Genomic DNA, 23,225 nt, shown 5'->3' with positions numbered 1-23,225 from the left:
TGACGGAAGTGGTCGGCGTGAGTGACGGTGCCAACGCGGTGACGTCCACCCCCGGCTTCGCCGAATGGACCTTCCCCGCCGAGCCCGGCACCGTACGGACGGCCCGGGAGCTCGTCCGCGCCACCCTGCTCGAATGGGGCCTGCGCTCGGTCAGCGACATGACCGTGCTGCTCGTCAGCGAACTGGTCACCAACTCCCTGCGGTACGCCAGCGCCCCGATCGGGGTCCGGCTGCGCCACCGCCGCACCCCCGAGGGCGCGGTGCTGCTGGTCGAGGTCTCCGACCCGCTGGAGGACCCGCCGCGCAGGCGCGACGTCACCGCCGACGACGAGGGCGGCCGCGGCATCCAGCTGGTGGCCTGCGCCTCCCGCCGCTGGGGGACACGGCGCGGCAAGACCGGGAAAACGGTGTGGTTCGAGCTGGCCGTCCCGGGTTAGGAGATTGTCGAACGTTGCGCTTATTAGGGGGAAGCGATTGCAGAACACGGGAACCGGAGTGTGGGATGAGACCGTGCTGTGATCGTGAAGGGCGTGCTCCGGATAGCCGAGGTGCTGGATACTCGGCTGTCTGAGGCCGGTCCGAGACCTGAGCCGGAGGGGACGGGCGCGTGAGCGAGAGGTCAGCGGGGGCGCAAATGCCCGACGACACCAGTTCTTCACCGATATGGCAGTCCAGCCCGCCCGGGTCGATATACGACTACATCCGCGTGGCGTCCTTCTCCCTCGGACCGGACGGCAGGATCACCGGCTGGAGCCAACGCGCCGCGGAACTCCTGGGACTGACGGCGCGCCAGGCCATCGGGAAGGACCCGGTCGAGGCGTTCGTCCCGGCCGAGCTGCGCGCCACCGGCCACCGCAAGGTCACCGAGATCCTCGACGGCCGGGAGTGGACCGGCCTGGTGCCCTACCGCCACGCGGACCAGGACCCGGACTCCGGCCCGACCGGACTGGCGGAGATCTTCGTGATGCCGTCCGAGACGGACGAGGGGGAACGGGCCGCGCTCTGCCTCGTGGTGGACGTGCGTTCACTGCGCCGACTGGAAACCGACCTCGCCGCTTCGCAGGCCGTTTTCGGTCAATCTCCGCAAGCGTTCTTCTTCTGTGGTACAGACCTGCGGATGCTCCGGGTCAACGAGCGTTTCGCGACGGTCTTCGGCCGCCCCGCCGACAGCTTCCGCGGGCAGCTCCCCGAGGACGTACTGCCGCGCACCGAGGCCGACCGGCTGAGCGCCGCCATCCGCCAAGTCCTGGACACCGGCCAGTCGGTGACGGACATGCCGGTGTTCGGCAACGTCCCCACCAGCCCCGAGCGGCGCCGCTGGACGATCTCCCTCTACCGGCTGCACGGCGGCTCCGGCCGCCCGATCGGCGTCGCCGGATTCGGCACCGACGTCACCGGCCGCCGCCGCGCCGAGCTGGAGGCCGCCGGCGTACGCCGCAACCTGGCCCTGCTCAACGACGCCGGCGCCCGAATAGGCACCTCCCTCGACCTGGAGACCACCGCCCGCGAACTCCTGGCCGTCGCCGTGCCGCAATTCTGCGACCTGGCCTCGGTCGACCTCTACCAGGGCCTGCTCGCCGGGGACGAGGCGCCGCCCGGACTCGCCGACGGCAGCGCCGAGTTGCGCCGGGTCGCCTTCGCCAGCGCCGTCTCCGACGGGCCGGTCGCCATCTTCGACCACTGTCCCCGAGCGGGCGAGGCCGGCGAGGCGGCCGCGGCAAAGCCCGTCCAGGTCGGCGAGGTCCACCGCTACCCCTTCAACTCACCCTGCGCCGGGGCGCTGCGCACCGCCCAGGCCCGGGTCGTCGCGGGGCGGGAAGGCGGCGAGGGGCCCGAGCTGGGCGCCGTCCTGCAGTCCACCCTGGTGGTGCCGATGGTCGCCCGGGACACCGTCGTCGGGCTGGCGCAGTTCTCCCGCGCCAAGGGCAGCGAGCCGTTCGGCGAGCGGGACACCGCGCTCGCCGTGGAGCTGGCCGCCCGCGCCGCCGTCTCCATCGACAACGCCCGCCTCTACCGCCGGGAGCACGAGCGCGCGCTGATCCTCCAGCGCAGCCTGCTGCCCCCGGGCGACCCCGAGGCGGCCGGCCTGGACATCGCCTGCCGCTACCAGCCGGGCAACGAGGCCACCGAGGTCGGCGGCGACTGGTTCGACGTGATCGAACTGCCCGGCCACCGCACCGCCCTGGTGGTCGGCGACGTGATGGGCCGCGGCCTGCGGGCCGCCGTCGCCATGGGCGAACTGCGCACCGCGGTACGCACCCTCGCCCTGCTCGACCTGGAGCCCGCGGAGGTGCTCTCCGCGCTGGACGAGATCGCCCGCGGACTGGGCACCCCTGGCAGCGCGCGGACCGGCGGCCGCTCCGCCGGCCGGGCCCAGCGCCCCGGCCCGGCCGGCACCGAGGGCCCGGCCGACCTCTCCGAGGTGTACCTGGCGACCTGCGTCTACGCCGTCTACGACCCGGTGACCAGGCGCTGCACCTTCGCCAACGCCGGCCATCTGCCGCCGGTGCTGGTCGAGCCGGGGAAGTCCGCCGTGTTGATGGACGTACCGCCCGGCATGCCGCTGGGGGTCGGCGGCGAACCCTTCGAGGAGCTGGAGGTCGAACTCCCCGACGGGGCCCTGCTCGCCCTCTACACCGACGGCCTGGTCGAGTCCCGTGACCACGCCCTGGACGAGGGCCTCCAGGCATTCCGCACCGCGCTGACCACCTCCGCCCCGGCCGAGGCCGCCGTCGGCCGACCGGAGGGCTCGCTGGAGGACGTCTGCGACCACGTGCTGGACGCCCTCGACACCCACCACGGCGAGGACGACATCGCCCTGCTGATGGCCCGCGTCCGGGGCCTGCCGGAGGACCGGGTCGGCGACTGGCGGCTGCCCAGCGAACCCCGGTCGGTCGGCCGGGCCCGCGAACTGGCCCGCCGCCAGCTTCAGGACTGGGGCCTTGAAGACCTGGCCGACACCACCGAACTGCTGGTCAGCGAGCTGGTGACCAATGCCCTGCGGTACGGCGAGGTGGGCCTGCCACCGGCCAAGCAGGGCGGCGAGATCCGGCTGCGGCTGCTGCTGGACCGCACGCTGGTCTGCGAGGTGTGGGACGGCGGGCTGGTCCAGCCCCGCCGCCGCCGCGCCCGGGACACCGACGAGGGCGGCCGCGGCCTCCAGCTGGTCGGCCTGCTCAGCATGGGCTGGGGCAGCCGGAGGACGCCGCGCGGGAAGACGGTGTGGTTCGAGCTGGCGCTGCCGGATGGGGGGTCGGCGGGCCCGGACTCGGTCGAGGCGCTGCTCAGCCTGTTCTGACGGTGCGAGTCGTCTTAGAGCTGGGGCTCCGCCCCAGACCCTCCCCCAGACTTCGTCCGGGGGGACCCCCGGTCCTCAATCGCCGGACGGGCTGAATGTGCCGGCCTGTGCTCGGTCTTCTCAGCCCGTCGGCGGTTGAGGACCGGTTATGAGGGGTCGCGGCGGCGGATCTTGTTGCCCAGCCACACCAGGGGGTCGTACTTGCGGTCCACCGCCCGCTCCTTGAGCGGGATCAGCGCATTGTCAGTGATCTTGATGCCCTCCGGGCAGACCTCGGTGCAGCACTTGGTGATGTTGCAGTAGCCCAGCCCGTGCTCCTCCTGCGCGGTGCGCTTGCGGTCCAGGCCGGAGTCGGCCGCGGCGTCCAGCGGGTGCATGTCCAGCTCGGCCACCCGCATCAGGAAGCGCGGGCCGGCGAAGGACTTCTTGTTCTCCTCGAAGTCCCGCACCACATGGCAGGTGTCCTGGCACAGGAAGCACTCGATGCACTTGCGGAACTCCTGGGAGCGGCCCACGTCCTCCTGCGCCATCCGGTACTCGCCCGGGCCCAGGTCGGCGGGCGGGACGAAGGCCGGCACCTCGCGCGCCTTGAGGTAGTTGAAGGACACGTCCGTGACCAGGTCGCGGACGACGGGGAAGGCGCGCAGCGGAGTGATGGTGATCGTCTCCGCCCGGTCGAACACCGACATCCGGGTCATGCACAACAGCCGCGGCCGGCCGTTGATCTCCGCGCTGCACGAACCGCATTTGCCCGCCTTGCAGTTCCACCGGACAGCAAGGTCCGGGGCCTGGGTGGCCTGCAGCCGGTGGACGATGTCCAGCACGACCTCGCCGTCGTGCACCTCGACGCGGAAGTCGCCGAGCTCGCCCCCGTCGCTGTCCCCGCGCCACACCCTGAAGTGCGCCTCGTACGCCGTCACTGGCTCAGCTCCTCGTCGGTCAGGTACTTCACCAGCTCGTCCTTCTCGAACAGCTCCAGCAGATCGCGCCGGATGGGCGGGGTCTCGGCGCGCCGCAGCCGGATCTGCCCGCGCTCGGGGTCGGCCGCGGTGAGGTCGCCCGAGGGGTCGGCCAGTCGGCACTCCAGGTTGACGCGGCGCCATTCGCGCTGCATGCCCGGGCAGTCGTCCCGGGTGTGCCCGCCGCGGCTTTCGGTGCGTTCCAGCGCGGCCCGGGCGACGCACTCGCTGACCAGCAGCATGTTCCGCAGGTCGATCGCCAGGTGCCAGCCGGGGTTGAACTGCCGGTGGCCCTCGACCCCGGCCCGGCGGGCGCGGACCCGCAGCGCGGCCAGCCGGCGCAGCGCCTCCTCCATCTCCTCGGCCCGCCGGATGATGCCGACCAGGTCGTTCATGGACTGCTGGAGCTCCTGGTGGAGGGTGTACGGGTTCTCGGCCGGCCCGGCGGCGGAACCACCGGCAGCATCAGCGGTGGCGCCGGCCGGGCCCTCGGCGCTGAACGGGCGCAGCGCCTCCGCCGCCGCCGCGTCCACCTCCGCCTCCCTCGGCACCGGCATGCCGGCGTCCGCCGCGGTGGCCTCGGAGGCGTACCGGGCCGCGTGCAGGCCGGCCCGGCGGCCGAAGACCAGCAGGTCGGAGAGGGAGTTGCCGCCCAGCCGGTTGGAGCCGTGCATGCCGCCGGCGACCTCACCGGCCGCGAAGAGGCCGGGCACGCCGACGGCGGCCGCGGTGTCCGGTTCGACGGCGACCCCGCCCATCACGTAGTGGCAGGTCGGGCCGACCTCCATCGGCTCAGCGGTGATGTCGACGTCCGCCAGCTCCTTGAACTGGTGGTGCATGGACGGCAGCCGCCGCTTGATGGTCTCGGCCGGCATCCGGGTGGAGACGTCCAGGAAGACTCCGCCGTGCGGCGAGCCACGACCTGCCTTGACCTCGGAGTTGATGGCCCGGGCCACCTCGTCGCGGGGCAGCAGCTCGGGCGGGCGGCGGTTGTGGTCGGGGTCCTCGTACCAGCGGTCGCCCTCCTCCTCGGTCTGGGCGTACTTCTCCTTGAAGACCTCGGGGATGTAGTCGAACATGAAGCGCTTGCCGTCGCTGTTGCGCAGCACCCCGCCGTCGCCGCGCACCGACTCGGTGACCAGGATGCCCTTCACCGACGGCGGCCAGACCATCCCGGTGGGGTGGAACTGCACGAACTCCATGTTGATCAGCGGCGCGCCGGCGAGCAGCGCCAGCGCGTGCCCGTCCCCGGTGTACTCCCAGGAGTTGGAGGTCACCTTGAAGGACTTGCCGATGCCGCCGGTGGCCAGCACCACGGCCGGGGCCTCCAGCACGAAGAAGCGGCCGGACTCCCGCTCGTAGCCGAAGACCCCGGCGACCCGGCCGTCCTCGGACTTCAGGACGCGGGTGACGGTGCACTCCTGGAAGACCTTCAGCCCGGCCTCGTAGTCGCCGAGCCGGTCGCGGTCGGTCTGCTGGAGGGAGACGATCTTCTGCTGGAGGGTGCGGATCAGCTCCAGGCCGGTGCGGTCCCCGACGTGCGCCAGCCGCGGATACTCGTGGCCGCCGAAGTTGCGCTGCGAGATCCTGCCGTCCGCGGTGCGGTCGAAGAGCGCGCCCCAGGTCTCCAGCTCCCACACCCGCTCGGGCGCCTCCTGGGCGTGCAGCTCGGCCATCCGCCAGTTGTTGAGGAACTTGCCGCCGCGCATGGTGTCGCGGAAGTGCACCTGCCAGTTGTCGCCCGCGTTGACGTTGCCCATGCTGGCCGCGATGCCGCCCTCGGCCATCACGGTGTGGGCCTTGCCGAACAGCGACTTGCAGATCACCGCGCAGCGCATGCCCTGCTCGCGGGCCTCGATCGCGGCCCGCAGTCCGGCGCCGCCGGCGCCGACCACCACCACGTCCCACGCCTGTCGTTCGATGCGCGTCATTGGACGCTACCCCTCCTAGAAGAAACGCGGATCGTCGAAGGCGCCCGAGGCCAGCAGATAGACGTAGAAGTCGGCGAGGGCGACGCTGATCAGCGAGGCCCAGGCGAGCTTGGCGTGGTGGCCGTTGAGCCGGCCCACCCAGCCCCACAGCCGGTAGCGCACCGGGTGCCGGGAGAAGTGCTTGAGCCGTCCGCCGATGACGTGCCGGCAGGAGTGGCAGGAGAGGGTGTAGGCCCAGATGAGCACGATGTTGACGAGGAAGACCAGGGTGCCCAGACCCATGTGGCCCCACTCGTAGGTCTCGTCCCGGAAGGCGAGCACGGTGTCGTACGTGAGGATCCCGGCGACCAGCACCGCGGCGTAGAAGAAGTAGCGGTGGGAGTTCTGCCAGATCAGCGGGAAGCGGGTCTCACCGGTGTAGCGGGCGCGCGGCTCGGCGACCGCGCAGGCCGGCGGCGAGGACCAGAAGCCCCGGTAGTACGCCTTGCGGTAGTAGTAGCAGGTCAGCCGGAAGCCGAGCGGGAAGATCAGGATCAGCAGCGCGGGGGAGAGCCCCCACCAGCTGCCGAACAGGTCCCAGTTGGGACCCGAGCGCATGGTCTGGCAGCGGTCCGCCAGACAGGGCGAGTAGAACGGCGAGACGTAGGGCGCGTCGTAGTAGTCGGCATCGGCGAAGGCGCGCCAGGTGGAGTAGACGATGAAGGCGAGCAGTCCGGCGACGGTGCCCGCCGGCAGCAGCCACCAGCGGTCCGTCCGCAGGTGGCGGTCGGGGATCGCCGCCCGTGATGGATCGTGTACGCCGTGTGTCGGCTGAGGGGCGGGGTGTTCGGTAGTGGCCAAGTCTTGACTCCGCTGTGGAGTGGTGTGGGGTCGGGGGCTGCCGGTCGGCCCGGAGTCAGGGGGCGTGCCGGTCCCGCACGCCGAGCCCTTCGTCGTCCGCGTCGGTCCACAGGGTGGCGTCGTAGGGCGCGTCCGGGATGGTGACGATCTCCGGTCGCGGTGGCTCGCCGGGCGTGGACTCGCGCAACAGGGTGAGGCTCTCGCGCAGGTGACTGCTGTCGGTACGGACCCGCCTGATCTCCAGACCGCTGCCCACCTGCTGCTCCAGGCGCGTGACGGCACGGTCGAAGTCGTCCAGGCAGCGCTGAGCTGCTGTCAAGTCCTCTTGTCTGGTCATGACTTGTCCTCACCTCCGCGGGGGCCCTCCCCGGTCAAGAGGACTGAGGAGGGAGTGGGTGGCGACGCTTCAGCGACAGCGAGTGTGGCGCCTCGATGTCGGGATTGGGAAGAGACATGCCGTGATTGCGGAGAGCGACCGGCGTGAATGCGCCGACGTGCGCCCGGAGCGCGCGGCGCGGCCGTCGGGCCGGCGTTGGGCCGTCCAGGTGGCCTTGGCCGCGCCGTCGCCGTGTCGTCGCGCTGTCGGCCGACCCATCGCCTTCAGTGGGTGAGCGGTATATCCGATGAGCCGCAAAAGCTGACAAAAGCAGAAGCGGTCACTTCCCGGAGGTACGAGCCATGTCCCTCGACACGCGACGCTGCGCCGCGCTGCTCACCGCGGGGGTGATCCTGCCGCTGCCCGTGCTGACCGGCTGCAGCTCGGATCACCGCGCCCCACGGCCGACGGCCGCCGCGGCCCGGGACCTGGCCCCGGCGGACCGCGGCCGGCTGCGCGACGGCGGCACTCTGCGCTGGGCGCTGGATGCCCGGCCCGTCACCCTCAACGCCTTCCAGACCGATGCCGACGAGGGCACCGAGCGGATCGCGGGCGCGGTGCTGCCCGCGCTGTTCACGCTCGACGCCCGCGGCCGTCCGCACCTCAACTCCGACTATCTGCGCTCGGCGCACATCGTGGCGAGCGAGCCCCGGCAGGTCGTCGTCTACCGCCTCAACCCCAAGGCGGTCTGGAACGACGGCCGGCCGATCGGGATCACCGACTTCGTCGCCCAGTGGAAGGCCCTGCGCGGCGGCAGGAGCGCCTTCGGAGCCGCGCGCAACGCGGGCTACGACCGCATCGTGAAGATCGAGAAGGGTCGGGACAAGGGCGAGGTCAAGGTCACCTTCGCCAAGCCGTACGCCGACTGGCGCGCGCTGTTCACACCGCTGTACCCGCGGGCCGTGATGGCCAATCCGGACGCCTTCAACGACAGGTCGCGCACCGACCTGCCGGCCACCGCCGGCCCCTTCTCCATCCACGCCACCTCCGGCCACTCCGTCACCCTCGCCCGCGACCCCCGCTGGTGGGGCGAGCCCGCCCGCCTGGACAAGCTGGTCTTCACCGCCGTACCGCTCCACCGGCGTAGTGCCGCGCTGACCGCCGGGAAGATCGACCTGGCGGAGGTCGGCCCGGCCGACGCCGCCCGGATCATGGACGCCACCGAGGCGAAGAACAAGCGGGACGCGCGCTCGCCGTCCGCCCCGGCCTCTGGTGCCGCGCGGACCGCCTCGCCTGCCGCGTCGCCTGTCGCCTCGCCCGCCGCGTCGCCCGCCGCCGGGCGGGGTGGTGAGGGTGCCCAGGGCGGGCAGCACGGCGCCCCGGCCGGGGCCGCCGGGAAGCGGGCCGAGGACAGAGTCTTCTCCAAGCTGGCCGTGCGCAAGGCGCTGGAACCGGCCTACACCCAGCTGGCCCTGAACGGCACCGACGGCCCACTGGCCGACGAGCGGGTGCGCCACGCGGTGGCCCGGGCCATCGACCGGCGGGAGCTGGCGGAGAGCGTACTGCGTCCCCTCGGGCTCCCCGCCAGGCCGCTCGGCAGCCATCTGCTCATGTCCGGCCAGCGCGGTTACGAGGACCACAGCGGTGCCCTGGGCAGCTCCGACCTCCGGGCCGCGCAGGCGCTGCTGGCCGACGCCGGCTGGCAGGAAGCGGCCGGTCACGGCCACCCCAGGACGGTGGACGGCAAGACCGAGGAGCACGCCGAGGGCAAGCCCGAGGCCAAGAGCCAGGGCGGAACCGAGGCCAAGACCGAGGCCGGGCCCGGGGCCGAGAAGGCGGCCAAGACGGCGGACAAGACGGAGGCCAAGGCCGGGCCCGGCGCCGGGCGCAAGCCCGCGGCCGGGCAGGAACCGGAGGGCCGGCCGGGCGCCCGCGGCGGAGTCCCGCCCCGCACCAGGAAGGGCAAGAGCCTGACCCTGCGGTTCGTGCTGCCCTCCGGACCGGGCTCCGCGCCGCTGCGCACCGTCGGCGAGCGGATCGCCGCGATGCTGGAGCGGATCGGTGTCGGCACCGAGATCACCAAGGTGAAGGACGCCGACTACTTCTCCGGCCACATCGCCGCCGGCGACTTCGACCTCGCCCTCTACTCCTGGCCCGCCACCGCCTTCCCGGCCACCGATGCCCGGCCGGTCTTCGCCAAGCCGCAGCCGGCGGCGGACGGTTCGCTGACCGTGGAGCAGAACTACACCCGGGTCGGCACGGACCAGATCGACCAGCTCTTCGACCAGGCGGCGGCCGAGCTCGACGAGTCCGCGGCGCGCAGGCTGGTCAGCCGGGCCGATGCCCGGATCTGGGCGGTCGCGGGCTCGATTCCGCTCTTCCAGCGCCCGGAGCTGGTCGCGGTCCGTAAGGATGTGGCCAATGCTGGCGCGTTCGGATTCTCCACTCCCCGCTATCAGGACATCGGCTTCCTGAAGTAACCGGTAACCGGCCATCGGAAACCGGCCACCGCAGGGTCGTTGACCCGGACAAGAGGGGGAATTAGCCTGCATCCATGCATATCACGGGGGTATCCGACCGCTGTACGCAGCGGTCCGAAATGGATCTCGGCGAAACAGTCGGGCGATCTCATCCAGTCGCCCGACCCGGCCGATGCCGTATCTCTCTTCTTTCGCTTCGGTTCGCCGGCACCTGACCCCGGTTGGTCTTCAGCCGCGCATCCGGCTCTGTTGTCGGGCGTGACTCATCACACGCCGAATTCCTTGCACGCGTTCTGGCGGTGGCCTGGGGGGCACGTCGTCTGACTGCCGCGCGAACGCGCCTCCTTGCATTGATTCCAGGGAGCGGAAGAAATGAAAATCCATCTGCTCGGATCTCTTGAGATGACGGACGACCACATCTCGGTGAAGATCCCCGGCGAGAAGCTGCGCGCGATAGTCGCCGTACTCGCCCTGACACCCAATCAACCCGTCTCACGGAATGACCTGATCGACGAACTCTGGGGGGAGGAGCCACCTCGTAACGCCGAGAACTCCCTGCACGGGCACATCGCCCGGCTCCGCCGTATCCTCGCGGCCAGCACCGGGAAGGACTGCCTGCGCGACCTGATCCGCACCTCCAGCTTCGGGTATCTGCTGGTCCTGCCGGAAAGCGAGATCGACGCCTCGCACTTCTGCGATCTGACCCGGCTGGCCTCGGCGGTCCACGAGACCGACCCGGCGGGCGCGGTCCGGCTGCTCAACCAGGCCCTGGGCCTGTGGCGCGGGCCCGCGCTGCTCGACACCGGCCAGGGCATGCTGTGCCGCATGGCGTACGCGCGGCTCACCGAGACCCGGCTCACGGCGTACGAGCACCTCTTCGACGCCCGGCTCCGGCTGGGCCTGCACCGCCAGGTCGTCACCGAGCTGGAGCAGCTGCACGCCCAGTACCCGCTGCGGGAACGGTTCTGCGAGCAGCTGATCACCGCCTTGTACCGCTCCGGGCGGCAGGCCGAGGCGCTCGACGCCTACCACCGCACCCGGCAGCGGCTCTCCCAGGGGCTGGGCCTGGAACCCGGGCAGGCGCTGCGCGCCAGGTTCCACGAGATCCTGCGCCAGGACCCGGTGCCGCACTGACGGCGGGGCCGGGCCGCGCGTCGGCCCGGCCCCGATCACACCGACTTGGTCACCCGCAGGATCTGCCAGATCGCGCCGAAGCGCGCGCGGCCGTGGAAGGCCAGGTACTCGGGGAGCACCAGCTGCGGGCCCCACTTCTCCTTGTAGGCCAGCTGGCTCGCCGACGGGTACACCTTCTCGCCGTGGTCCGCGAGGAAGCGCATGAACCGGCCCGTCACCGGGCTGGCCGCGGCCACCTCGCACTCCGGCGACAGGCCGGTGAACGGCGTGAAACCGAAGTGCAGCCACTGCGCGCCCTCCGCCCGGAACGTCTCCATGGCCCGCAGGTTGATCGCCTCCATCACGCCCGGGGACACCTCCGGCGCCCGGCGGCTGAGGTCGTGCAGCCAGCCGGAGCGTGAGCCGAAGGCGGGGGAGTAGGAGATGTAGGCGGCCACCGTGCCGTCCAGCCGCCCCACGAACAGCCGCCGCTGCGGCTGCGCCGGGCCGCCGCACTGGCCGACCAGGAACTCGATCTCCTTGACGTGCCGCCCCTTGCTCCGCAGCCACCGCCCGTCGATGGCCTCGACCTCGCCGGCGACGTCCGCCAAGGCCACCTCCGCGACGTCCAGGCCGCTGCGCTTCGCCCGGGAGATCTTGTTGCGCAGCTTCATGAACTTCGAGCCCTTGAGGGTGAAATCGGGAAGGTGCACCGCATAGGAGGAGCCCACCTGGTTGACCGTGAAACCGCACCGCGCGTAAAGGTCGGCGTCGGCGCGCTGGAGCTGGATCGCCGCCACCCGGCAGCGCCGCTCGCGCGCGAATTCCACGAACGCGCCCAGCAGCTTCTCCTGATCGCCTTCGGGCCCGAACACCCCGCCGAACTGGATCAGATACCGACCCGCCCGCCGGTAGGCCGCAAGCCCTTCCACACCGGGCGCGGTGAAGTACTCGTTCCCGGAGTTCAGCGCGAGGAAAGCGCTCGGATTCTCGGCGTGCGCACGCAAGTCGCGCAGTACGGAGTCGAAAGCGACCGTTTCCTCGGCTGTGGACATCGCGCTCCCCTGTCGTCACGGCATGTCACTTGATTCACTTCGGCATTCACTTCGGCATTCACTCGGCGCGGTCCATGCGAAGGGCACGCGCCGCCGTCCCCCGCAGGGTGGGCCGCCGCGCTTCCATATCGCTGACGAGCCCGTATCAGCGCCGTCTCAGGCCCTTCTCAGACCCTCCTGCCAGATTGCTTCACACCGGTCCGGGGGAAATCCGCCCGGCCGGACGACGCGCAGCAGAATGTGATGTGGGGGGAACGCGTGACCGGAACCCAGTGGGCGGCAGCGCCCGCGCACCCTGTGGAGGACGTCCAGCTCGCACCGGGCGCGCGGACGTACCTCTCCTACGTCGACGGGAAGAGCATCCCCGGCGCGGAATGGGTCTACGTCGTCGACGCGGCCGCCCTGCTGGACGACGCCTTCGCCAACCTCACCCTCAAGCGGAAGCTGGAGCAGGGCCGGCTGCCCGCCGGACCACTGCCGCCCACCATCGTCGGCCGGGTCGCCAAGGCGGACCGGGAGACCGTGGAGCAGGCGCTGGAGGCCGCCGCCCGCGCCACCGCCGAGTGGTCCGCGACCGACCTGGACATCCGGCTCGACCAGTTCGGGGCGCTGCTGGCGGAACGGCTCGCCGACCGGGCCGAGGAGATCACCGAGATCCTGGTGCGGGAGGGCCACCCGCTGGCGCTGGCCCGCTGGCAGGTCTCCGGGATGCTGGAGTGCTTCGGCCCCGAGTCGCTCGGCTTCTACCGCTCCCAGCTGCTCCAGCGGTTCCGGCACGGTGTCCGGGAGATCTCCGTACGCCGGCAGGCCGACGGCGTGGTGTGCCTCAACCCGCCGCAGAACGCCCCGCTCTCCAGCGCCCTGCTCGGCGTCACCGCCATCTTCGCGGGCAACGCGCTGGTCGTCCGCGCCCCGCGCAGCGCCCCGCTCGGCGTGATGTACGTGCTGCACGAGGTGGTGGCCCCGGTACTGGACGAGGTCGGGGCCCCGCCCGGCACCCTCGGCGTGGTCTGCGGCGACCCGGCGCCCATGCTGGGCAGCTGGCTGGAGAGCCCGCACGTCGACGACATCATGTACTTCGGCAGCAGCGAGATGGGCCTGCGCTTCCAGCAGCGGTGCGTCGCCGCGGGCAAGAAGCCGATCCTGGAACTCGCCGGCAACGACGTCGTGGTCGTCTGGAAGGACGCCGATGTCGAGGCGGCCGCCGAGGCGCTCACCGAGAGCTTCTACGGCTCCGGCCAGCTGTGCATGATCCCCAACCAGGTGCTCGTCCACCCCGAGGCCGCCGACGCGCTGGTGGCCGAACTGGCCCGGCAGGCCGGGCGTATCCGGCCCGGGCACGCCGGCGCCGAGGGGGTGCTGCTCACCCCGGTGCTGCGCAACGAGAAGTTCTTCGCCTGCCTGGACGACGCCTTGGCGGCCGGGGCCGAACTGGTCTGCGGCGGCCATGCCATGCAGGTCGACGGCACGCGGGACTCCACCGGCATCTTCCTGGAGCCCACCGTGGTCCTGGTGCGCGGACTGGAGGAGGCCCGGCAGGTGCGGGCCGTGCGGCACGAGACCTTCTTCCCGCTGCTGCCCGTGGTCGCCGCCGAACCGGCCGACGACGAGGTGCTGCTGGAACGGTTCATCGACTGGGTCAACACCAACGACTACGGACTGCGCAACTCCCTGTGGGCCGGCGACCGCGCGGTGATCGACCGGTTCGTCGCCCGGGTCACCAAGGGCGGCCTGCTCAAGGTCAACGACTCCCACATCGGATTCCTGCCCTACCTGCCCACGCACGGCGGGACCGGCCTGACCGGCGGCGTCTTCGGCGAGGCCAACTACCCGGCGCTGCGCACCTCGCACATCCAGGGGGTCAGCGTGGCGGCGCCCGGGGTGCGCCCGCGCGACGCCGTCTTCGGCTCCGGCCGCTGAGCCGGAGCCCGGCAAGGCTCCGGCCGCCGGGCCGAAACCGCCCGACCCGCACCGCACACCCAGGACCCAGAACCTCAAGGAAGCCCATGCGTTCACTGGAAGCCGCCCGGGAGACCTGCGAAGCGTTCCTCCCCGGCCTGCTCAAGCATCTCGACGACATCCCGCTCACCGACCTGGAGGCCCCCGGCAGCCCCGGACTGGACCACTTCCGGGCCTGCAAGGGCCCCGGCCTGGTGATCCCCAAGGAGTACCAGGGCGGCGGCGCCGACCCGTTGCAGGCGCTGGCCGTGGTCCGCGCCCTGGCCGCCCGCTCACCGTCGCTGGCCGTCGCCACGACCATGCACCACTTCTCCGTGGCCACCCTGTTCACCCTCGCCGACTCCATCAAGAGCAGCGGCATGGAGTGGGCGCTGCTGGAGGGCATCGCCGAGCAACGGCTGCTGGTGGCCTCCGGCTTCTCCGAGGGCAGGCCCACCCAGGGCATCCTGAGCCCCACCATGACGGCCACCCCGGCCGAGGGCGGATTCACCATCAACGGCGCGAAGAAGCCGTGCAGCCTGTCCCGCTCGATGGACCTGCTGACCGCGAGCGTGGCGCTGCCCACCGAGGACGGCGACTCCCAGATGGCGGTGCTGCTGGTGCCCCGGGCGACCGAGGGCATCACCGTCCACCCGTTCTGGAACAGCCTCGCGCTGGCCGGCGCGGAGAGCGACGAGGTCCGGCTGACCGACGTCTTCGTCGACGAACAGCTGATCATGCGCACCGAGCTGGGGGACTCCGGCGAGCTGGACCAGCTCCAGACGGTCGGCTTCATCTGGTTCGAACTGCTCATCTCCGCCTCGTACCTGGGCATGGTCAGCGCCCTGGTGGAGCGGGTGCACGCCGCGGGCCGGGGCAGCGACTCCGACCGCTCCCACCTGATCGCCAAGCTGGAGACCGCCGGCCTGCTGCTGGAGGGCGTGGCCCGCATGGTCATGGACGGCGAGGTGGACAACCCCGCGCTCGCCAAGACGCTGGTCGCCCGCTACGCGGCACAGGACGCGCTCGGCGAGACCGTCCAGCGGGCCGTGGAGATGCTCGGCGGAATGGCCTTCATCGGCTCCTCCGACGTCGCCTACCTCGCCGCCTGCTCGCACGGCCTGTCCTTCCACCCGCCCGCCCGCGCCGCCTTCACCGCCCCGTTCCTGGAGCACGTCGCCGGCAGCCCGCTGCGGCTGGCCTGAGGAGGGGCCGATGACCGTCACACCCACCGTCTCCCCGTCCGCCGGGGCGTCCGACGGGCCGCCCCAGGGACAGCCGGGCCGCGAAGCGCTCGGGCGGCTGTACCGCGAGCGGCTGAGCAAGGGCCGCGCCACCCTGGGCGAGATGTTCGGCGGCCACATCGAGGTGGCCTCCAGCGGCGCCTGGGTCACCACCAGCGAGGGCCGTACCTTCCTCAACTGCGGCGGCTACGGCGTCTTCCTCACCGGCGCCCGGCACCCCACCGTGATCCGCCGGGTCACCGACCAGCTGCACTCCCACCCCGTCGCCACCCGGATCTTCCTGGAGCCGCAGGCCGCGCTCGCCGCCGACGCACTGGTGTCCGTGGCCCCCCGGGGGCTGAGCCGGGCGCACTTCGCGGGCTCGGGCGCCGAGGCCGTGGAGACCGCGATCAAACTCGCCCGCACCCAGGGCAGAACGCACCTGATCGCCACCGCGGGCGGCTACCACGGCAAGACCATGGGCGCCCTGACCCTCACCGGCAAGAGCGTCTTCCAGGACCCCTTCCGGCCGCTGCTCCCGGGCACCACCCATGTGCCCTACGGCGACGCCGGCGCGCTGCGCGCGGCGCTGGAGGCGGTGCCCGGGAGGGCCTGCGTCTTCGTCGAGCCGGTGCAGGGCGAGGCCGGCGTGGTGATCCCGCCGCCCGGCTACCTCACCGACGTCGCCGCCGCCTGCCGCGAGTTCGGCGCGCTGCTGGTCCTGGACGAGATCCAGACCGGCCTGGGCCGGCTGGGCAGCTGGTGGGGCGCGGATGCCGAGGGCGTGGTGCCGGACATCCTGCTGGTCGGCAAGGGCCTCAGCGGCGGCGTCGTCCCGGTCTCCGCCGTTCTCGCCACCCCGCAGGCGTTCTCCGCCTTCGACCAGGACCCGTATCTGCACACCTCCACCTTCTCCGGGGCCCCGCTGGCGATGGCCGCCGCACGCGGCGCGATCGAGGCCATCAAGGAGGAGGAACTGGTGACCCGCGCCCGGGTGCTGGGCGAGGAGATCCTCACCGTGCTGCGCCGCATCGTGTGCGGCCACTTCGGCGACGCGGTCCGCGAGGTCCGCGGCCGCGGGCTGATGTTGGGCATCGAGTTCGCCGAGCCCGGCCCGGCCGGCGACCTGCTGATCGAGCTGATCCAGCACGGTGTCATCGCCAACCACTCCCTCAACTCGCACCTGGTCCTGCGCCTGACCCCGCCCGCCGTGCTCGCCCGCGGCGACCTGGACTTCCTCTACGAGGCGATGGACCGGGCCTGCCGGGCGCAGGCCGCCCGGTACGCACCGATCTCAGAAGGTGGCTGACAGATGCGAAGCGTGACTGTGACCATCCGCGTCGCCGGGACCGAGCCCGGCGAGGCATACCAGCGGATCAAGGACTTCGCCCGCTACCCCGAACTGTCGCCGGTGGTCCGCTCGGTGACCGTCCGCGCGATCTGTGGGACGGAGGAGGAGAGCGACTGGGAGGTGTACTTCCGCAACGGCATCCTGCGCTGGACCGAGGCCGACACCTTCGACCACACCGGCCTGGCCATCGCCTTCCGCCAGCTCGACGGCGACTTCGCGGACTTCTCCGGGACCTGGGCGATCACCGCCGACGGCGCCGGCTGCCTGATCGGGTTCGCCGCCGAGTTCGACTTCGGCATCCCGAGCCTGGCCGGCATCCTCGACCCGGTCGCCGAGCGGGTGCTCAAGGAGACCATCGCCCTGGTCGTCACCAGCCTCTTCACAGACGCGGACGTGGTGGGCGACGAGCCGCTGGCCCGGGCGGTGCGCACCGCCGCCGGCCGCCCCGGCCCGGTGACGGCGAGGGCGAGCTGATGGACGCCAGGAACCACTTCGAGACCCCGGTCACCTACCGCCTGCTCCGCCTGGAGTACGGGCTCGGCCTGGTGGTCGCGGTGGCCTTCTTCTTCGCCCACCTCGACGAGGTGCGGTGGCTGCCCGCCGTCGGACTCTTCCTCTACATCGACCTGATCGGCTACATCCCCGGCGCCATCGCCCACCACCGCCGCAAGCCCGACCAGCGGGTTCACCGCACCTACTACGTGCTCTACAACACCATGCACAGCCTGGCCACCCAGACCGTGGTGGCGCTGGCCTGGATCTGGCTGTTCGGGGCCGAGTGGGCGCTGCTGGCGCTGCCGATCCACCTGTTCGGCGACCGGGCGCTGTTCGGCAACTTCCTCAAGCCGTTCGGCGTGGCCTTCGAACCGGTCACGCACCCGGCCTACCAGCGCTTCCGCAGCGAGTTCGAGGCCGAGACCACCGACCAGGGCCGGATCGCCCGGCAGCTCGACGCGAGGACGACATGACGGCGGTCGGGACCCGGCCGCTGCCGGTGATCCGGCCGAGCGGGAGCCGCGCCGCCTCCGCCCGCGCCACGACCCGGCAGTTCGCCACCGGAGTGTCGGTGCTGACCTGCGGGGAGGCCGCGACGGTGCACGGGGTGACGGTGAGCACCCTGTCGCTGGCCTCGATGCGGCCGCCGATGGTCTCGGTGGCGCTGCGCCGCGGCAGCCGGGGCCTGGCCGCCCTGCTGGACTGCGGATCGTTCGTGGTCAACGGGCTGTCGGACCGGCAGGAGCCGCTGGCCCGGCACTTCGCCGCCCCGGACCGGGGCGAGGGCCTGGACCGGCCCGGCGCTCATGTGTGGGACGGCCGCACCGCCGACGGGGTGCCGCTGCTACGCGACGCCATCGGCTGGCTGGAGTGCCGGGTCGAGCGGACGGTGCCGGCCGGCGACCACGAACTCGTCCTGGCCCGGGTGCTCAACGCGCTCCTGGGCACCGGCACCCCACTGCTCAACTTCGCCGGAGCCCTGCACCGGGCCGCCGACGCGCCCATCGACGAGACGAGGAGTTGACCCATGACCGACACCGCCATCCCGGCCGAGGCCGACTGGGAGCGGGCCCCCTCCCTGGTGGCCGGCGCCTCCCAGCTGGAGCTGACCGCCGCCGCCTGCAACCTCCAGTACTGGTTCCGCGCCGTGCCGCAGGGCACCCTGCGCGGCCGGGTGCTCGGCCACGACGAGGCCGTGACTCCGCTGGAGGTCACCAGCCGGCCCGGCCCGCTCAACGACGCCCTCACCCAGGAGCTGGCGTTCCGCTCCATGGCCGAGGAGAAGGCCACCCGCGCCATCTCGTACCTGGTGGCGCTGGCCCCGGACAACGACACCATGGAGTTCTACGCCACCCAGCTGATGGACGAGGCCCGGCACGCCATGGTCTTCCGGAGCCATCTGCTCGCCCTCGGTATCGAGGAGCACGCGCTGTTCCCCGCCATCGAGCGGCTGGCGGGCGCCGACCGCGCCGCGGTCCTGGTACCGCTGGAGGATCTCGGCCTGAAGGTGCTGCGCGACGAGCGCGACTTCATCGGCGGCGTCGTGGTGCTGACGATCCTGGTCGAGGGGGTGCTCGCCCCGGCCGCCGAGCTCAGCGAGCGCAAGTGGCGGATCTTCGACCCGGCCGCCGCCGACATCGAGCGGGGCGCCGGCATCGACGAGATCCGGCACCTGACGGTCGGCAGCTCGATCGCCCGGGAACACCTGCTCAAGCACCCCGAGGACAAGCCGCGCATCCTGGAGCTGATCACGAAGGGGCGGCGGCTGTGGACCGACCTGCCCGCCACCGACGTGGTGCTGCGCCGCGAAACCCTCTTCCAGCAGGGCCTTGAGGAGCACGCCGAGTTGGCCGGCGACTACGAGATCTGGCCCGGCCGGCGCCTGGTGGACACCACCGTCGAGGAGCGGGTGGGCACCGCGCACGAGTGGGCCGAGACCATGCAGCGCCAGCGGCTCGCCTACATGGGGCTGGAGGAGGCGATATGACCTCCCTGGACCACACCGGAGCGGCCGGCCCGCCGGGCCGCCCGGCCGGGCCGCCCGGCGGCGCTCGTCCCGGGGCCGGAACCGGCACGCTGGAGGAGATCACCCGGATCGTCAGGGACGCCGGGCTGATGGACACCCGCCCCGGCTACTACGCCTACAAGATCACCATCAACGCGGTGCTGCTGGCGGCGGGCTGGACGGTCTTCGCGCTGCTCGGCGACTCCTGGTGGCAGCTGGCCGTGGCCGTCTTCCTCGCCCTGTGCTTCGGCCAGACCGACCTGATCGGGCACGACGCCGGGCACCGCCAGATCGTCCGCACCCGGCGCGGCAGCAACCTCATCGGCTACCTGCACGGCAATCTGCTCACCGGAGTCAGCTTCGGCTGGTGGGTGGGCCACCACACCGCGCACCACAACTACCCCAACCACCTGTCGATGGACCCGGACATCCTGCGCCGCCAGGTCATCTTCGACCCCGCCCAGCGCACCAAGCGCACCAGCGCCTTCTCCCGCTTCGTGATCCGCCACCAGTCGTGGATGTTCTTCGTGCTGATCATGATGGAGGGCGTACGGCTGCACATCTCCGGCTTCGTCGCCGCCCGCCGGGGCGCCCTGCGGAAGTACAAGAAGGCCGAGCTGACCGTGCTGACGCTGCACCTGGTGGCATACCTGGCGGCCCTCTTCCTGGTGCTGTCGCCCGGCAAGGCGATCGTCTTCCTCCTGGTCCACCAGGCGCTCTTCGGCTTCTACATGGGCCTGATGTTCGCCCCCAACCACAAGGGGCTGCCGGTGCGCGACGGCGAGAAGGAGGAGCTGGACTGGCTGACCCGGCAGGTCGTCACCTCGCGCAACCTCAAGCCCAGCCGCTTCAGCGACTTCTTCTACGGCGGCCTCAACTACCAGATCGAGCACCACCTCTTCCCGTCCATGCCGCGCACCAACCTGCGCAAGGCCCAGCCGCTGGTGAAGGAGTTCTGCCTGCGCAGCGGCCTGCCGTATGTCGAGGTGTCGCTGATCGAGTCCTACCGGCAGGTCGCGGACCACCTCGACGAGGTCAGCGGCGAGGTGCGCCGGCTGGAGGGCGCGCCGTCATGAACCGGGCCGCGGTGCTGTGCGGCCTGGGCACCTGGGTCCCCCCGTACGCGCTGACCAACGCCGAGCTGGCCGCCACCCTGGACACCTCGGACGAGTGGATCCGCAGCCGTACCGGCATCACCCGACGGCACATCGCCGATCCCTCGGTCGCCACCTCCGACCTGGCGGTCGAGGCCGGCGAGCGGGCGTGCAAGTCGGCCGGCTCCCCGGCGGTGGACGCGGTGATCGTGGCCACCACCACCCCGGACCGGCCCTGCCCGGCCACCGCGCCGCTGGTCGCCTCCCGGCTGGGCCTGGGCACCGTCGCCGCCTTCGACGTGGCCGCGGTGTGCACCGGATTCCTCTACGGACTGGCCGCCGGCGCCGGGCTGATCGCGGCCGGCACGGCCGAGCGGGTGCTGGTGATCGGCGCCGACACCTTCTCCCGGATCCTCGATCCGCGCGACCGGTCCGGCCGGGCCATCTTCGGCGACGGCGCCGGAGCGGTGGTGCTACGGGCCGGGGACCTCGCGGAGGAGGGCGCGCTGGGACCGTTCGAGCTGGGCAGCGACGGCACCGGCAGCGACCTGATCACCGTGCCCACCGGCGGCTCCCGCGCGCCCCACCCGACCGCGGGCCCGCACGCCGACCCGTACTTCCGGATGGATGGGAAGGCCGTGTTCCGTAACGCCGTGGAGCGGATGTCCGCCTCGGCGCGCGGGGTGCTGGCCCGCACCGGCTGGCCACGCGGCCGCCCTGACCTGCTCGTCGCACACCAGGCGAACCTGCGGATCCTGCACGCGGTCGCGGACCGGCTCTCCATCGAACGGGAGCGCTGCGTGGTCAACATCGACCGCGTCGGCAACACCGCGGCCGCCTCCCTGCCGCTCGCGCTCGGCGACGCGGCCGCGGCCGGCACCCTGCGCCGCGGCGACCGGGTGCTGCTGACCGCCTTCGGCGGCGGGCTGACCTGGGGCGCCTGCGCCCTGCGCTGGCCCGACATCCAGGCCGCGTGAGCACAGGGCGGCCCTGCCCCTCACCGCCCCACCCACCCACCACACCAGAACCACACGAGAGCAAGGGGAGTCTTCGATGAGCGACATCTACCACCGTCTGGTCAAACTGCTGGAGAGCGGATTCGGCCTCCAGGAGGACGAGATCACCCCCGAGCGGACCTTCGACGACCTCGAACTCGACTCCCTGGCCCTGGTCGAGCTGTCACTGGCCGCCCAGGAGGAGTTCGGCGTCCCCGTCACCGACGACGACCTCGGCGCGCACGACACCATCGGCCAGGCCGCCACGGTCATCGAGGGCAAGGTCGAGGAAGCGGGCAAGGGAGCGGGCGTCTGATGCCGGCGGACGGCTCCCGCTTCGACGCCGCCGTCACCGGCATCGGCCTGGTGACCTCCGCCGGGATCGGGGTGGCGGCGGCCTGGGAGCGCATCCGCGCCGGAGCGGGCACGGCCGCGGCCGCCGTGCCCGCCCTGGCCGGCACACCCGCCGACTTCGGCTGCGCGGTGCCCGGCTTCGACCCCGTCCGCGCCGTGGGCCGCCGCAAGGCGTGGCGGCTGGACCGCAGCAGCCAGTTCGCGATGGCGGCCGCCGCCGAGGCGATCGAGGACTGCGGCCTGGATCCGGCCTCCTGGGACGGGGCCCGGGTCGGCGTCGTCCTCGGCAACGGCATCGGCGGCGCGGCCACCTGGGAGAAGCAGCACAACACCCTGCTCGACGACGGCCCGTTGAAGGTCTCGCCACTCCTCATCCCGATGCTGTCGATCAACATGTCGGCCGGCTACGTCGCCATGGAGTGCGGGGCCCGCGGCCCCAACCTGGTTACCGCCACCGCCTGCGCGTCGGGCACCACCGCCATCGGCACGGCCCGGGAGCTGCTGCGCGCCGGGCTGTGCGACGTGGTCGTCACCGGCGGCACCGAGGCGTGCCTGGTGCCGTCGATCGTCTCCGGCTTCAGCCAGATGGGCGCCCTGTCCGGGCGGCGCGGTGAGATGGCGGCCGCGTCCCGGCCGTTCGACGCCGACCGCGACGGCTTCGTGCCCGCCGAGGGTGCGGCGGCCCTGGTGCTGGAGCGGGTCGCGGACGCCCGTGCGCGCGGCGCGCGGGTGCGGGCCGTCGTCAGCGGGTACGGGGCGTCGGCGGACGCGCACCATGCCACCGCGCCCGACCCGCGCGGCGAGGGCGCCGAACTGGCCGTCCGCGCCGCCCTGAAGGACGCCGGGATCGGCCCGGACGCGGTCGACCACGTCAACGCGCACGGCACCTCCACGCCGCTCAACGACGTCGCCGAAGCCCGGATGATCCGCCGGGTCATCGGGGACCGACCCGCGGTAACCTCCATCAAGGGTGTGGTGGGGCACGCGCTCGGCGCCGCGGGGGCGATCGAGGCCGTGGCCACCGTGCTCACCGTGGAGCACGGGTTCATCCCGCCGACGGCGAACCTGGACAGCCTCGATCCGGAGGTCGAGCTGGACGTGGTCGCCAAGCGGGGCCGGGACGCGCCCGTGGAGGTCGCCGTCAGCAACTCCTTCGGGTTCGGCGGCCAGAACGCCGTCCTCGTGTTCAGCAGAGCGTGAGCACCCAGCCGTCAGGAGCCAGCCAAGTGTCGGTCGCACGTGAGTGGCAGGTCGAGGAGAGCATCGTCGTCCACGCCTCCCCGGAGCGGGTCTACCGGACCATCAGCGACGTACGCCGGATGGGCCGGTGGAGCCCGGAGTGCCGGGCGGTGCGGGTGCTGGGCAGGCGCGGGCAGGTGACCCGCGGCACCCGGTTCATCGGCTTCAACCGCAAGGGCCCCTGGGTGTGGTTCACCGAGTGCCGGGTGCTGCGCGCCGAGCCCGGCCGGGACTTCGCCTTCCGCGTCACCACCTTCGGGATGCCGGTGGCCCTGTGGGGCTACCGGTTCGCCGAGGAGGACGGCGCCACGCGGGTGGTGGAGTACTGGGAGGACCTGCGCACCGGCCGCACCGGCAAGGTCGTCGATGCGCTCGGCCGGCTGTTCACGGGCACGGCCCCGGCGGTCCGGCACCGGGCCAATCGGGCGGGGATGCGGGCGACGCTGTTCCGGCTCAAGCAGGCCGTGGAGGGCTGACCTCACCGCCACGGTGGTGAGGGGAAGAACCGGCGGAAGGGGACACCGGGGCGCTCCCCCAGC

Annotated in this window: 21 protein-coding genes; 16 read left to right on the top strand and 5 right to left on the bottom strand. The window is 72.2% G+C overall.

From position 1 onward, the window contains the following. Positions 1-8 precede the first annotated feature (8 nt). Positions 9-437: an ATP-binding protein gene (locus tag AC4BDD_RS09815; RefSeq protein WP_490690605.1), complete on the top strand. Its 429-nt coding sequence runs from the start codon at positions 9-11 to the stop codon at positions 435-437. Between the two features lie 197 nt (positions 438-634). Continuing rightward, positions 635-3,298 carry a SpoIIE family protein phosphatase gene (locus AC4BDD_RS09810; RefSeq protein WP_490690604.1) on the top strand — a complete coding sequence of 888 codons (2,664 nt, stop codon included), beginning with the start codon at positions 635-637 and terminating at the stop codon, positions 3,296-3,298. Positions 3,299-3,444: 146 nt separating this feature from the next. Here the strand turns inward: AC4BDD_RS09810 and AC4BDD_RS09805 are convergent, their stop codons facing one another. Genes AC4BDD_RS09805 through AC4BDD_RS09790 form a run of 4 tightly spaced genes read right to left on the bottom strand, consistent with a single transcriptional unit; the run spans position 3,445 to position 7,365 of the window. Further along, positions 3,445-4,218, bottom strand: a complete 774-nt coding sequence (locus AC4BDD_RS09805; RefSeq protein ID WP_490690603.1) for a succinate dehydrogenase/fumarate reductase iron-sulfur subunit — start codon at positions 4,216-4,218, stop codon at positions 3,445-3,447. Further along, positions 4,215-6,188 (bottom strand): fumarate reductase/succinate dehydrogenase flavoprotein subunit, encoded by a 1,974-nt coding sequence (locus AC4BDD_RS09800; protein WP_490690602.1) that lies wholly within the window; start codon positions 6,186-6,188, stop codon positions 4,215-4,217. The genes AC4BDD_RS09805 and AC4BDD_RS09800 overlap by 4 nt, the downstream gene beginning before the upstream one ends. Positions 6,189-6,203: 15 nt before the next feature. After that, complete coding sequence (gene sdhC, locus AC4BDD_RS09795; RefSeq protein WP_490690601.1) at positions 6,204-7,028, bottom strand: succinate dehydrogenase subunit SdhC; 825 nt, start codon at positions 7,026-7,028, stop codon at positions 6,204-6,206. A gap of 55 nt (positions 7,029-7,083) precedes the next feature. After that, positions 7,084-7,365, bottom strand: a complete 282-nt coding sequence (locus AC4BDD_RS09790) for an Rv0250c family protein (RefSeq protein ID WP_490690600.1) — start codon at positions 7,363-7,365, stop codon at positions 7,084-7,086. Between the two features lie 341 nt (positions 7,366-7,706). Between AC4BDD_RS09790 and AC4BDD_RS09785 the strand changes: the two genes are divergently transcribed. Continuing rightward, positions 7,707-9,824, top strand: coding sequence for an ABC transporter family substrate-binding protein (locus AC4BDD_RS09785; RefSeq protein ID WP_490690599.1), 2,118 nt, complete (start codon positions 7,707-7,709; stop codon positions 9,822-9,824). A 372-nt stretch (positions 9,825-10,196) separates the two neighbouring features. Continuing rightward, entirely contained in the window at positions 10,197-10,958 is a 762-nt protein-coding gene (locus tag AC4BDD_RS09780; protein WP_490690598.1) for an AfsR/SARP family transcriptional regulator, read from the top strand. A gap of 35 nt (positions 10,959-10,993) precedes the next feature. Here the strand turns inward: AC4BDD_RS09780 and AC4BDD_RS09775 are convergent, their stop codons facing one another. Further along, complete coding sequence (locus AC4BDD_RS09775; protein WP_490690597.1) at positions 10,994-11,992, bottom strand: bifunctional lysylphosphatidylglycerol flippase/synthetase MprF; 999 nt, start codon at positions 11,990-11,992, stop codon at positions 10,994-10,996. Positions 11,993-12,250: 258 nt separating this feature from the next. On the opposite strand from AC4BDD_RS09775, the gene AC4BDD_RS09770 reads away from it, so the two are divergent. The 12 genes from AC4BDD_RS09770 to AC4BDD_RS09715 all read left to right on the top strand — a co-directional run bounded on the left by AC4BDD_RS09770 (position 12,251) and on the right by AC4BDD_RS09715 (position 23,162). After that, positions 12,251-13,912, top strand: a complete 1,662-nt coding sequence (locus tag AC4BDD_RS09770; RefSeq protein ID WP_490690596.1) for an aldehyde dehydrogenase family protein — start codon at positions 12,251-12,253, stop codon at positions 13,910-13,912. An 86-nt stretch (positions 13,913-13,998) separates the two neighbouring features. Beyond that, positions 13,999-15,135, top strand: coding sequence for an acyl-CoA dehydrogenase family protein (locus AC4BDD_RS09765; RefSeq protein WP_490690595.1), 1,137 nt, complete (start codon positions 13,999-14,001; stop codon positions 15,133-15,135). A gap of 10 nt (positions 15,136-15,145) precedes the next feature. Next, positions 15,146-16,462: an aspartate aminotransferase family protein gene (locus AC4BDD_RS09760; protein ID WP_490690594.1), complete on the top strand. Its 1,317-nt coding sequence runs from the start codon at positions 15,146-15,148 to the stop codon at positions 16,460-16,462. A 3-nt stretch (positions 16,463-16,465) separates the two neighbouring features. Continuing rightward, on the top strand, positions 16,466-16,978 hold the full coding sequence (locus tag AC4BDD_RS09755) for a type II toxin-antitoxin system RatA family toxin (protein WP_490690593.1): 513 nt from the start codon (positions 16,466-16,468) through the stop codon (positions 16,976-16,978). Beyond that, entirely contained in the window at positions 16,978-17,472 is a 495-nt protein-coding gene (locus AC4BDD_RS09750; RefSeq protein ID WP_490690592.1) for a hypothetical protein, read from the top strand. The genes AC4BDD_RS09755 and AC4BDD_RS09750 overlap by 1 nt, the downstream gene beginning before the upstream one ends. Next, complete coding sequence (locus AC4BDD_RS09745; protein WP_490690591.1) at positions 17,469-18,023, top strand: flavin reductase family protein; 555 nt, start codon at positions 17,469-17,471, stop codon at positions 18,021-18,023. The genes AC4BDD_RS09750 and AC4BDD_RS09745 overlap by 4 nt, the downstream gene beginning before the upstream one ends. A 3-nt stretch (positions 18,024-18,026) precedes the next feature. Further along, positions 18,027-18,986, top strand: coding sequence for a VlmB-like protein (locus AC4BDD_RS09740; protein WP_490690590.1), 960 nt, complete (start codon positions 18,027-18,029; stop codon positions 18,984-18,986). Beyond that, a complete protein-coding gene (locus tag AC4BDD_RS09735) occupies positions 18,983-20,080 on the top strand; it encodes a fatty acid desaturase family protein (protein WP_490690589.1) in 1,098 nt (365 codons plus the stop codon). The genes AC4BDD_RS09740 and AC4BDD_RS09735 overlap by 4 nt, the downstream gene beginning before the upstream one ends. Next, positions 20,077-21,075 (top strand): beta-ketoacyl-ACP synthase III, encoded by a 999-nt coding sequence (locus tag AC4BDD_RS09730; RefSeq protein ID WP_490690588.1) that lies wholly within the window; start codon positions 20,077-20,079, stop codon positions 21,073-21,075. The genes AC4BDD_RS09735 and AC4BDD_RS09730 overlap by 4 nt, the downstream gene beginning before the upstream one ends. Before the next feature lie 76 nt (positions 21,076-21,151). Continuing rightward, entirely contained in the window at positions 21,152-21,409 is a 258-nt protein-coding gene (locus AC4BDD_RS09725) for an acyl carrier protein (protein WP_490690587.1), read from the top strand. Then, complete coding sequence (locus AC4BDD_RS09720; RefSeq protein WP_490690586.1) at positions 21,409-22,647, top strand: beta-ketoacyl-[acyl-carrier-protein] synthase family protein; 1,239 nt, start codon at positions 21,409-21,411, stop codon at positions 22,645-22,647. Before AC4BDD_RS09725 ends, AC4BDD_RS09720 begins: the two co-directional genes overlap by 1 nt. 26 nt (positions 22,648-22,673) lie before the next feature. Then, complete coding sequence (locus AC4BDD_RS09715; RefSeq protein ID WP_490690585.1) at positions 22,674-23,162, top strand: SRPBCC family protein; 489 nt, start codon at positions 22,674-22,676, stop codon at positions 23,160-23,162. Positions 23,163-23,225: the final 63 nt, after the last annotated feature.

It is taken from the genome of Streptomyces sp. JLBT605 (assembly GCF_058215555.1).
Note: the sequence above shows the minus strand (reverse complement) of the source record. Positions and strands in the feature narration are given on the sequence as shown.

Excerpts from the sequence above, each read along its gene's own strand:
- AC4BDD_RS09735 (WP_490690589.1), top strand. The coding sequence starts at position 18,983 with ATGACCTCCCTGGACCACACCGGAGCGGCCGGCCCGCCGGGCCGCCCG.
- AC4BDD_RS09745 (WP_490690591.1), top strand. The coding sequence starts at position 17,469 with ATGACGGCGGTCGGGACCCGGCCGCTGCCGGTGATCCGGCCGAGCGGG.
- AC4BDD_RS09725 (WP_490690587.1), top strand. The coding sequence starts at position 21,152 with ATGAGCGACATCTACCACCGTCTGGTCAAACTGCTGGAGAGCGGATTC.
- AC4BDD_RS09810 (WP_490690604.1), top strand. The coding sequence starts at position 635 with ATGCCCGACGACACCAGTTCTTCACCGATATGGCAGTCCAGCCCGCCC.
- AC4BDD_RS09740 (WP_490690590.1), top strand. The coding sequence starts at position 18,027 with ATGACCGACACCGCCATCCCGGCCGAGGCCGACTGGGAGCGGGCCCCC.
- AC4BDD_RS09785 (WP_490690599.1), top strand. The coding sequence starts at position 7,707 with ATGTCCCTCGACACGCGACGCTGCGCCGCGCTGCTCACCGCGGGGGTG.
- AC4BDD_RS09730 (WP_490690588.1), top strand. The coding sequence starts at position 20,077 with ATGAACCGGGCCGCGGTGCTGTGCGGCCTGGGCACCTGGGTCCCCCCG.
- AC4BDD_RS09720 (WP_490690586.1), top strand. The coding sequence starts at position 21,409 with ATGCCGGCGGACGGCTCCCGCTTCGACGCCGCCGTCACCGGCATCGGC.
- AC4BDD_RS09765 (WP_490690595.1), top strand. The coding sequence starts at position 13,999 with ATGCGTTCACTGGAAGCCGCCCGGGAGACCTGCGAAGCGTTCCTCCCC.
- AC4BDD_RS09800 (WP_490690602.1), bottom strand. The coding sequence starts at position 6,188 with ATGACGCGCATCGAACGACAGGCGTGGGACGTGGTGGTGGTCGGCGCC.
- AC4BDD_RS09760 (WP_490690594.1), top strand. The coding sequence starts at position 15,146 with ATGACCGTCACACCCACCGTCTCCCCGTCCGCCGGGGCGTCCGACGGG.
- AC4BDD_RS09750 (WP_490690592.1), top strand. The coding sequence starts at position 16,978 with ATGGACGCCAGGAACCACTTCGAGACCCCGGTCACCTACCGCCTGCTC.
- AC4BDD_RS09780 (WP_490690598.1), top strand. The coding sequence starts at position 10,197 with ATGAAAATCCATCTGCTCGGATCTCTTGAGATGACGGACGACCACATC.
- AC4BDD_RS09790 (WP_490690600.1), bottom strand. The coding sequence starts at position 7,365 with ATGACCAGACAAGAGGACTTGACAGCAGCTCAGCGCTGCCTGGACGAC.
- AC4BDD_RS09775 (WP_490690597.1), bottom strand. The coding sequence starts at position 11,992 with ATGTCCACAGCCGAGGAAACGGTCGCTTTCGACTCCGTACTGCGCGAC.
- AC4BDD_RS09755 (WP_490690593.1), top strand. The coding sequence starts at position 16,466 with ATGCGAAGCGTGACTGTGACCATCCGCGTCGCCGGGACCGAGCCCGGC.